The organism is Brasilonema angustatum (assembly GCF_059505445.1).
This window is the reverse complement of sequence record NZ_JCACKO010000114.1, coordinates 1-9,746: the sequence shown is the minus strand read 5'-3', so window position 1 is coordinate 9,746 and position 9,746 is coordinate 1. Positions and strand designations below refer to the sequence as shown.

The 9,746-nt window shown below is 42.3% G+C and carries 9 protein-coding genes; 4 read left to right on the top strand and 5 right to left on the bottom strand.

Going from position 1 to position 9,746, the window contains the following annotated elements:
- Nucleotides 1-1,442: CAAD domain-containing protein (locus AC5JM2_RS18565; protein ID WP_495836333.1), on the top strand; the 1,442-nt coding region annotated here is incomplete at its 5' end.
- Between the two features lie 143 nt (nucleotides 1,443-1,585).
- Nucleotides 1,586-2,056, top strand: a complete 471-nt coding sequence (locus AC5JM2_RS18560; RefSeq protein WP_495836332.1) for an iron chelate uptake ABC transporter family permease subunit — start codon at nucleotides 1,586-1,588, stop codon at nucleotides 2,054-2,056.
- Nucleotides 2,057-2,106: 50 nt separating this feature from the next.
- On the opposite strand, the gene AC5JM2_RS18555 is transcribed toward AC5JM2_RS18560, so the two are convergent.
- The 3 genes from AC5JM2_RS18555 to AC5JM2_RS18545 all read right to left on the bottom strand — a co-directional run bounded on the left by AC5JM2_RS18555 (nucleotide 2,107) and on the right by AC5JM2_RS18545 (nucleotide 6,132).
- Nucleotides 2,107-2,313 (bottom strand): TOBE domain-containing protein, encoded by a 207-nt coding sequence (locus AC5JM2_RS18555; protein ID WP_495836331.1) that lies wholly within the window; start codon nucleotides 2,311-2,313, stop codon nucleotides 2,107-2,109.
- Between the two features lie 162 nt (nucleotides 2,314-2,475).
- Nucleotides 2,476-3,507 carry an iron-siderophore ABC transporter substrate-binding protein gene (locus AC5JM2_RS18550; RefSeq protein ID WP_495836330.1) on the bottom strand — a complete coding sequence of 344 codons (1,032 nt, stop codon included), beginning with the start codon at nucleotides 3,505-3,507 and terminating at the stop codon, nucleotides 2,476-2,478.
- 21 nt (nucleotides 3,508-3,528) lie between these two features.
- Nucleotides 3,529-6,132: a TonB-dependent siderophore receptor gene (locus AC5JM2_RS18545; RefSeq protein WP_495836329.1), complete on the bottom strand. Its 2,604-nt coding sequence runs from the start codon at nucleotides 6,130-6,132 to the stop codon at nucleotides 3,529-3,531.
- A gap of 726 nt (nucleotides 6,133-6,858) precedes the next feature.
- Between AC5JM2_RS18545 and AC5JM2_RS18540 the strand changes: the two genes are divergently transcribed.
- Nucleotides 6,859-7,542, top strand: coding sequence for a 2OG-Fe(II) oxygenase (locus tag AC5JM2_RS18540; protein WP_495836328.1), 684 nt, complete (start codon nucleotides 6,859-6,861; stop codon nucleotides 7,540-7,542).
- A gap of 99 nt (nucleotides 7,543-7,641) precedes the next feature.
- Here the strand turns inward: AC5JM2_RS18540 and modD are convergent, their stop codons facing one another.
- Both modD and AC5JM2_RS18530 read right to left on the bottom strand, forming a co-directional pair.
- Complete coding sequence (modD, locus tag AC5JM2_RS18535; RefSeq protein WP_495836327.1) at nucleotides 7,642-8,499, bottom strand: ModD protein; 858 nt, start codon at nucleotides 8,497-8,499, stop codon at nucleotides 7,642-7,644.
- Between the two features lie 66 nt (nucleotides 8,500-8,565).
- Nucleotides 8,566-8,820 carry a class I SAM-dependent methyltransferase gene (locus tag AC5JM2_RS18530; RefSeq protein ID WP_495836326.1) on the bottom strand — a complete coding sequence of 85 codons (255 nt, stop codon included), beginning with the start codon at nucleotides 8,818-8,820 and terminating at the stop codon, nucleotides 8,566-8,568.
- 458 nt (nucleotides 8,821-9,278) lie between these two features.
- Between AC5JM2_RS18530 and AC5JM2_RS18525 the strand changes: the two genes are divergently transcribed.
- Complete coding sequence (locus tag AC5JM2_RS18525) at nucleotides 9,279-9,698, top strand: substrate-binding domain-containing protein (RefSeq protein ID WP_495836325.1); 420 nt, start codon at nucleotides 9,279-9,281, stop codon at nucleotides 9,696-9,698.
- The last annotated feature ends 48 nt before the right edge of the window (nucleotides 9,699-9,746 follow it).

Genomic DNA, 9,746 nt, shown 5'->3' with positions numbered 1-9,746 from the left:
GACATGGATATCACAATGGTCCGTACATGGGTTTTGAAGGTGCTGTGAATATGGCACGCGATATGTACAATGCCATTTACTCGCCTTTGATGAAATTGGCTGCACTTGATGTCCGTGGCAATGAAAATGAAGAAAGTTCAGAAGATAAGCAGGATGAAAACAATGAAAGTCTGAAGCAGAAATCAGAGGAAATTATTAATGGTATTTTGAAAAAGAATGCCGAAATCTTGTCTGTAGAACAGGTGGTTGCGCAAACTCCTAGCGATCAGAGTTTTGATCCCAATCCAAATATACTTGCGCAGGAACTGTCCTCTCCTGCTACACAAGACGCAACCTTGACTACAGAAATGGAAACTGTTATCAGTGAACATAATAACAAACTGATCGACTGCGAAGTACAACAATCGAAATCTGTTGATGTTACATCAACCGAACCTAGCGCAGCACTTGAAAGTTCAAAAGTTGAAACTCAGCCATTACTACCATCTGCTGATGAATTATTACCCAATCTGAAAAAGAATGCCGAAATCTTGTCTGTAGAACAGGTGGTTGCGCAAACTCCTAGCGATCAGAGTTTTGATCCCAATCCAAATATACTTGCGCAGGAACTGTCCTCTCCTGCTACACAAGACGCAACCTTGACTACAGAAATGGAAACTGTTATCAGTGAACATAATAACAAACTGATCGACTGCGAAGTACAACAATCGAAATCTGTTGATGTTACATCAACCGAACCTAGCGCAGCACTTGAAAGTTCAAAAGTTGAAACTCAGCCATTACTACCATCTGCTGATGAATTATTACCCAATCTGAAAAAGAATGCCGAAATCTTGTCTGTAGAACAGGTGGTTGCGCAAACTCCTAGCGATCAGAGTTTTGATCCCAATCCAAATATACTTGCGCAGGAACTGTCCTCTCCTGCTACACAAGACGCAACCTTGACTACAGAAATGGAAACTGTTATCAGTGAACATAATAACAAACTGATCGACTGCGAAGTACAACAATCGAAATCTGTTGATGTTACATCAACCCAACCTAGCGCAGTACTTGAAAGTTCAAAAGTTGAAACTCAGCCTTTACTACCACGTGCTATTGAATTATTATCCCAATGGCAGCAAATTGGCGGAAGTTTTTCTGACTTTTTGAAGCAATTGCCTGAATACTTAGGTAGAGCTTTACCCGAATACCAGCTGCCAATTATTTGTTTTGCCGCAATTATTACAGGGACTTTTGCAGTTAAGCTAATTTTAGCTATATTAGATGTAATCAATGAAGTCCCGCAATTACAGTTAGGTTTTGAGTTGACTGGAATTGGTTACGCAACATGGTTTGTTTTCCGATATCTACTCAAGGCTTCTACTCGGAAAGAATTAGCTGCAGAAATTCGCTCTATCCAAAAAGAAATTGTTGAGGGAGAAGATTCAGAAGCCAAATAACACGCTTGTTCAGCTTCTAATTAAATTCATCCTCTTTGATGTGACACAAAAACTACCATGAAGGAGATTTTCAACACATAAATTACCAATACTATCATTAGTGATAAAGCTTTCAACAGCTAATGTGAGTAGACCAAAAACTTTTGAAATTTGACGAAAGAATAAAGATTTCAACCAACGTTTTTGGGCTTTTTTATAGATTCGACCGGTTAGAGCGATGGCGCAAAGCGCCCGCTCCTGGGGAGCGATCGCACATCAAGCAAAATCAAATTTCTAGGCGATCGCTCTTTTTTCTTCAAGATCAGGACTTACGCAATAATAATTATTCGCGAAATACGGCTACCCCACACATTGATTGCAAGTATGATAGGTGCAAGTCTGCCAGCGGCTTGATGGCTCCTCATATAGGGCGACGGTTGGTAAGCTCGATGCATGAGAATTTGTTACCAGTAGCCGCCCTTATGGGAGGATTACTTTTAAGTGGAGCAGATTTGCTAAGCAGAACTTTGTTTAGCCCCACTGAGTTACCCTGTGGCTTGCTCACTGCAACTTTGGGAGCGCCTTATTTTATTTATCTGTTGTACCACAGAGCAAGCAAAAAAACCCAAAGATAGGGAGAATACTACCTGTTGGGACTTGTGCGTGCTTATTCACTTGTGGGATTTCAAACAGCAACCATTACATCCGATGCTTTGACGATCGCGATCGCTTGTCCACCTTCAACAAGCCCAAGATTATCCGCCGATGACTTGGTGATAATTGACGTTACTTCTACACCGGGTGTAATTTCTATAATCACTTCAGTGTTGACGGCTCCTTGGTTGATTTTTTTTACAATTCCTTTGAAGGAATTACGAGCACTAATTATCATGTTTTTCTACTCCCTGATGATCAGGCAATTTTTGACTACTGATACTATAGTTGCAACTATTTTTCAAATCATGTACATTCAGCATGATTCTACATACAATACCAATCCTTTCATTGAGAGAGTTGCCATTTTGGCAGAAGTAAGATCAAGTCCGAATGTTGATTAATCTCTGATAGTAGTTGGTTTAGTAGGTTTGATCAAATATCGGAACAAATCGTCTATGACGCGGTTAGCTGAGATCGGACCCAAACCACGCCAGTAAAAACCAACTTCATGCACCTCGGAGTGCTGCACGACTTTTAACTTAGACCATAGTGCAAATGTTTTCAACTTTTGAAGTTCTAAATTGAGATTTTGACGACTCATTATGTCTGAGGTGACTAAGAATAGGACATCTCCATCAATTTCATGCAAAAGTTCTTCAGGTATGTGAAGAAAAGCATAGCGTCCCCCCAAGCGCATTCTGATGCTCGTCTCAGAATGGAGTAACTGATTTGGCGGACGTTGAATACCACCATCTTTAAGGATTTCTCCCTCAAAAGAAGCTGCCTCAGGCAGGAAAAGTCCATCAGCACGCAATTCAGCTACTGATACGACTGTGGTTGGTTGACGTTGACTCAAAGAAGCTCTCAACTGTGCTAAACGTGCATAATAGTTAGCCATTAACTGCTGTGCCGAGTCAGTTTTTCCCAAGGCATCACTTGTGAAAGCTAAGAATCCTTTCCACGGTGCAGCTGGGTTGAAAGTCGCCAAAACTGTAGGTGCAATGTGGGACAACAGTGGGTAAATGTCCTGCTGAGAACTTAAGCCCAAAATTAAGTCTGGCTTGAGTCGCAAAAGTTTCTCTATATTGGGAGACTCCAAACCCACATCCTCAATGCCTTCAAGTTTGCCCACCAATTTCTCCAAGTCAGAGACAGCATCCTTTGGGGCAGCGATCGGCTTGACTCCCAAGGCAAAAGTAGGTTCCAATAAAGCCTGAACCAAAACCGCTACTCGTTGAGGATGAGCAGGAACTAGGGTTTCACCCATAACGTGTTTGACTATACGTACATCAACCTGGGATTGTGATTTAGTTAATAGATGACTATTGTTGTGTAAATCTGTCCGCAAGCTACAAGCATACAGCATGAGCAGCAGCAACATTGCAATTATCACTCGTTGCACTCGGCGGTTGACCCCAGGTTGCACCATAAATCTCATTCATTACCACTGTTAGAACTGCCACTTTAAACTCGCCTCTACCTCAAACGGCTCGCCTCGAAAAACCCGATTAATATTAAAAGCACCTTCATAATAAAGAACATCAAACAGATTTTTGAAATTGAGTGCTGCTTGGAATTTGTTGCGGCGGTAGTATAAAGCAGCATCCGTGCGAACATAACTCGGCAACGTGTAGGTGTTGGTCAAATCACCTTGGCGATCGCCAAAATAGAACACACCCACGCCGCCTCCGAACCCTTGCAGCTTACCGTTGGGGATAATATAAGTTGTCCATAAAGAAGCGCTATTTTCTGGAGTGTTGGCAAGTAAACTTCCGACTTTATAAACGTTGTCACGAGTTACACGACCATCAGTATAGTTGTAAGCGGCAATAATATTCCATCCTGGGGCAAGTTCTCCGGTGAAAAATAGCTCAACACCTCTACTTCTCTGCTCACCGACTTGGATAGCAAAGGTGGGATTATTGGGGTCTGTCGTTGTAATATTACTCTGGGTGAGTTGATACAAAGCGAGTGTAGCCGAAAGCTTATTATTCAGCAAGTCGGTTTTCACCCCAACTTCATACTGAGTGCCACGGGTAGGTTCAAAGGCATTGCCGTTGGCACTTGTACCCAAAACTTGATCGAAAGAGCGACTGTAGCTAGCGTAGAGTGAAACTGGTGGAATCGGTTGATAGACAATGCCTAAGCGTGGGCTAAATGCTGAATTTGATTGAGCGCTTACACTTGTGGGGTTAAAGTTAAGGGTCTTTTGATCTACAAAGTCACCGCGTCCACCCAACACCAACTTCAAGTTAGGTGCAATCGCTAATTGGTCTTGAAAATAAATTCCTAAGTCATCGAGTCTCTGCTTCTGTTTGCGACTGGCGAAAATATTTCCTGGTGTCTGTCCATAAACTGGATTGTAAATGTCAATCGCCGGAAAAGTTCGGGCTGTAAAACTGTAGGGTGAAACTATACGTTGATACCAATCAACGCCGAGCAGCAATTGGTGTTCTAAAGAACCAGTTTTGAACTTACCCACCACATGAGTATCTTGAGAAAGGTTGCTGATGGTAGTCGGACCCCAGATTTGGTCAAAGCGATTAACGGTACGGTTGTCTGCCTGTAAACTCGTTGGTGTGATGTTGGTAGTATAAGGTCGGTCTAGAAACGCATAGCTAAAGCTATTGTACAAAGACCACTTATCACTAAAATTATGCTCAAATTTATAGCCAGCTCGTCCTTGTGTCACCTTCACTTTGTCTTGTGTCGGATCTCCCAAGTACTGGTTAGGAGGAATTTGGCCATTTGGATTAGGTAGTATTGTCCCCTTCGCAGGTAAACCTATAGGGAAGAATTCCGATTGTCGTGAATAGAGATACTCCCCGGATATAGTCAGCTTTGTATCACGACTCGGTTGCCAACTAATCACGGGTGCGACAAAAGCCCGCTCGTAGTAGGCATTATTGATAAAGCTGCCGGAATTTTCGTAGTCGGCATTGAAGCGATACAAAAGCTTTTTGTCGGCAGTCACTGGGCCTGAGAAGTCTATAGAGGATTTATATAAGCTATAACTTCCGACGTTACCCTGTATTGAGTAGTAAGGTGTACTCAAGGGCTGTTTAGTAATCAGATTATACACCCCTCCCGGCGAGCCATTACCGAAAAGTACCGAGGCTGGTCCTTTGAGCACATCTATCCGTTCTATGTTGGCAAGGTCATTTTGAAATGGAGTACCGATTAAACTAGTTAGGTTATCTCTCAAGCCATCTCTGAGAGTATTTGAAGCCTCAACACTGAAACCGCGAATAATTACACTCTCACCAAGGCGGCTTGGTTCCTGGTTCTGACCGATGCCAAGATTTCTCAAGACATCGCCAACACGTTTGTCTGCTTGGTCGTCAATCACCTGTCGGGGGACCGACTCAACTGTTTGCGGAATATCTTTAATTGAAGTATCCGTTCTTGTCCCAATATTCGTCCTCGGCACCCGATAACTTCCTTCTGGTGTCCCAGTCACCACCAACTCAATCGGTTCTTGGTTTGATCCATTTGCTGGTTTTGGAGTAGTCTGGTGTGTCGGCAGTTGTCCAGTAGCCGTAGTTGCACTCAGCCCAAATACCAACCCCTCAACAGGACTATCAAACAACTCAACTATTGGAACACCCGTCGAACCTGTCACCGTTAACTGAATACTTCTTTGGTCAGTATTTGTGACCGTCACTTCAGTAATTCCAGCTACTGGTTTTGATTGTCGGAATGTATTGCCACTTGGTAGATGTAACTGTGCATTAGGAATATCAGCAGTTAATTTATTACCAGATCTTTTAATCTCTGGCTTGAGTGCTGTACTTTGAGATGTTTCTAAAATCACCTCAATACCCTTATTAGTTTGGTTAATCCGCACTCCTGTTACTTGCACTACCGTTGCTGTATTCGATTCCTGTACTAACAACGGTGCGGCATTGGTAATAGGACGCTTTAATTCATCAAGTTGACTCACTTGTGATAAAGGTGTTTGTGAAAAGCTAGCCTTTAACTTATTTACCAGCGTCTGTTGAACATTCGTCTTCACAACAGAAGCGTAGACGCAACAGCGGCTTGTCGCAGACATCGCACTACTGTCCAATAAGACAGAAGCTATTGGTATTAAACAAAATGTCAATATTGTTTTTTTCATGATATGAATTCCCCACTGCCACCACACAAAACAAAAAAAATGTCTATAACATGTACATCAATAACGTATATGCAATCTCGTTAATACGATACGCGCTCCTTTGCGATAAACCGGAGCTTTGACGCAAAGCATATCGCATACAAACAATGTGCCAAACAGTATTTATTAACCGCTTGAAAAAAAGTTGTTTTGATTACAGATTTTGATTACAGCTAAATTTACTACTTTGTGGTTTTCAGAAAAAGTGATACCTGATACATTTTACCGATAAAGTTGGTAGATGAGATCTTAGACGGGGCAGGGCAAACGCACCTGATAGTGGTATATATATGATTGACGATTGAATGTATATGTGTATTGAAAATATAAATATTTGTCACAGGTAAAGATAGTGTAGAGCTTTCTGAATCAGAATGATAATCAACACCGAAGCCACAGAGTAGTACATTTGTAATACGTGGCGGCAATTGTCAGACGACGTGATCGCGTAGCATTAAGCAAAAATGCTTAGCGTCATGAGGTTGCCTAAGCCTGAAAAGTTGAGCAAAGGTTACATACTTGGTAAAGTTTAGGCGCTCAGCTTTTACTGACTCTTGTGTCTGCTATACGAATGCTAGATGATTTAGAAAAGTATGTCTTAGAAGGAAAGCAAGGTTGAGCATGGTATTAAACTGGAATGCTTTACAGAATGCAGTGGTTCACAAAAGTCCTTACTGTTGGATGCAGTTTGAAAATCCTCTCGAAGAGGACGCATCCAAAAAGTTAATACAAAGCTTCCCAAGTGTAGAACTGTTTGTGCAAAGGGATGATGGTTGGTTTTGTAACCCAAGCTTCGTTGAAGGGAAAGTCATAGAGAGAAACTCTGGGTGGCATAGTAATGTTGAGAAGGGTATGGTCAGTTTTCCTATTCAAAAGCTAAGTGAAGTTTGGCAGAAGCTGATCGTTCAGGAACTGTGGTCGCCTACTTATCGAAAAATCATGGAAGAATTGTCGGGGTTGAACTTAGAAAACCACAGTGTGATTGTATCGTTTGAACGTCGGCATTCCAGACCTGCGGGATCTTTTCTTCCTCACACTGATGGTAAACACAAGACCTTAACTCATCTATTATACTTACAGGAACAATGGTCTGTAGAATGGGGGGGTAGCTTCTGTGTATTGTCTAGCGACCAACCCGGATCAGTTGTTTATGAAAATCCTCCTGTGATTAACTCCTCAGTAGCCATAGTTCGGTCTGATAACTCCTGGCACAGAATAGCTCCAATTTCACCGAGAGCAGCACATCACCGATTAAGTGTACAGATTGTCTTTGCAGCACCTTACGTCTTGCACCTGTACGAGTAAAAAGAGGCTTCTGCAATCCTAAAAAAGATTATTAATTTTTATTTAGAATTCCTAATTGGTGGTAGGATGTCCTGGTAAATCGATTCCGGTTGCTCATCTTTAAGGATTTGGAAGCAACCTCATTTTGACTGCAATATCGCACGGTTTACCGAAGTACGGTGAACTTGTCACTAAAATATCTACACCAGTGCTAGCATAATCCTTTATATTTTCAGAGGTAATACCACCAGCTGCTGCTAGTTTTAAGCTTGGATACTGCTGCTTCAACTTCAAAACCAGAGGCTTAAGGTCTGGGATCGGAATTTTATCAAACTGAATTAAATCTACACCTGCTTGAGCAACCATCCAGGCATCTGCTGGTGTATCTACTTCAACGCAAATATGTTGTTCTTGAAACTGTCGTCGCAGTTCATTCATACGCTCAGTTAGCCCAACTATACCTCCCAGGAATATCAGGTGTTGGTTAAAGATTAAAACTGTTTCAGATAATCCTAAGCGATGAAAAAAGCCCCCACCAGCTAGAACTGCTTTGATGGAAAGCGCTCTAGTACCTGGAAAACACTTGCGAGTAGTCACAATAGAAACAGACTGATTTACTGTTTTAGCAGTATCTACCAATACTCTGGTACGCGAAGCAATGCCAGAAACATATTCCATCAAATTCAAAGCAACTCTCCAGCCACTATGCAAAGCACTCGCAGTGCCACTAGCTTGAAGAATTAATTGCTTCTGGTGGCAGACTGTACCACTTTCCACTTGATAATGAACTTTGGCACCACAATATTCTAATACTCTGGCAGCTTCTTCAGTAGCGCAAATGGTCATCGGATGACGGGTAGAAAACTCGATTTCACCAAGTTGCTTGCCAATGCCAAGTCCGTAAGTTGTCAAATCTAGGTAAGGAACATCTTCCTGAATTAACCTAGCGATCGCCTCATCTGAGAAGAAAATACTCATTTTAGTTTTGCGACGAGCGCATAAATATATAAACTCTACTAAGATTTACACTCAACTTAATATCTTTTATTCGGATAAATTGTAAGATTCACTACTATTGAGCAAAATAGAATAATCAAAGTCTGTTTCTTCAACTATAGCGACTCCTCCTGGTTTTAAGGCATGGTACATGTTTGTGGTGACTCTTTCGGGATTTCTTAAATGTGCTAATAAAAACCGCGAGTAAGTCACATCGTATTGAGATTCTTCGTCTATATCAAAAGCGTTTAAGACTCCAAATTCAACATTACTAAATTCCTGTTGAAATTCTTTTTGAACCAACTGGATAATACTACAGCTTTCCTAAATAGGATGTGAACACCCTCCTCGCCTTCTCTTTCTTTTCTTTGCGACGCCAGTCGCCTCAAGTCGGGAAACCCGCCCACGGCGCTGGCTTCTCTTTGCGCCCTTTGCGGTATCCTGCGGGAAGCCCTTCGGGGAAGACCTGAGCCCTATGGCTAACGCCACGGCTGCGCCTAACGGGCACGGCCCCGTGCCGAACGGTCTCGCTGCGCTAACGCAGTCGCCTAGGTCGGGAGAGCCGTCATTCGTGCTGTCTCACCGCTCCGCGTCTACGTTTTTTTGTTCACGACGACTTATCTAGGATTGCTGTACTATCCATATCAATGCCGATGACTTGGGAGCATCCCAAATGTGTAAAATGCCCGCACTTCGTGCCGCTTCGCTAACAGACTGGAAGTCTGGACGCCAGGTGTCTGTGCAAAATTGGGATGCTCCCGATGACTTTGCCTTTCGTGCCTACCAATCCACCCGAGAGAAATAGCTCAGGTGGTAGTATAGTCTACTACATAGAAGATACTGGTCAAATAGATGTAGAAATTGCATACTACACAAGTGCTTTGTTGGCTCAGCAACTCTCTCCTGATTTGCAAATTGTAGAATTACCGAATAATTTAGCTGTTAAAGCTGATGATGGTCTAACAATCCTGAAAGACGCAGATCCTAATACTGCAAAACTGGTTGAATATATTCTTTCTCCCACTGGACAAACAGTTTTGGCGAAGTATGGTTTCGGTGCTCCCTCAACCTCCGTGTCAGAACCTCAATGTATATATGGGATTGTCTTAGTTGGTTTGATAGTCTTACTCGTCAAGAAAAAATCTGCATCTAGTCAAAAGCAACATCTTAAAGCATTATAGCAGTTTTCGGTTGAGTCCAATACAGTCTGGTAAAATTAGACAAGGGTA

Excerpts from the sequence above, each read along its gene's own strand:
- AC5JM2_RS18555 (WP_495836331.1), bottom strand. The coding sequence starts at position 2,313 with ATGATAATTAGTGCTCGTAATTCCTTCAAAGGAATTGTAAAAAAAATC.
- modD (WP_495836327.1), bottom strand. The coding sequence starts at position 8,499 with ATGAGTATTTTCTTCTCAGATGAGGCGATCGCTAGGTTAATTCAGGAA.
- AC5JM2_RS18525 (WP_495836325.1), top strand. The coding sequence starts at position 9,279 with ATGACTTTGCCTTTCGTGCCTACCAATCCACCCGAGAGAAATAGCTCA.
- AC5JM2_RS18540 (WP_495836328.1), top strand. The coding sequence starts at position 6,859 with ATGGTATTAAACTGGAATGCTTTACAGAATGCAGTGGTTCACAAAAGT.
- AC5JM2_RS18550 (WP_495836330.1), bottom strand. The coding sequence starts at position 3,507 with ATGGTGCAACCTGGGGTCAACCGCCGAGTGCAACGAGTGATAATTGCA.
- AC5JM2_RS18545 (WP_495836329.1), bottom strand. The coding sequence starts at position 6,132 with ATGTCTGCGACAAGCCGCTGTTGCGTCTACGCTTCTGTTGTGAAGACG.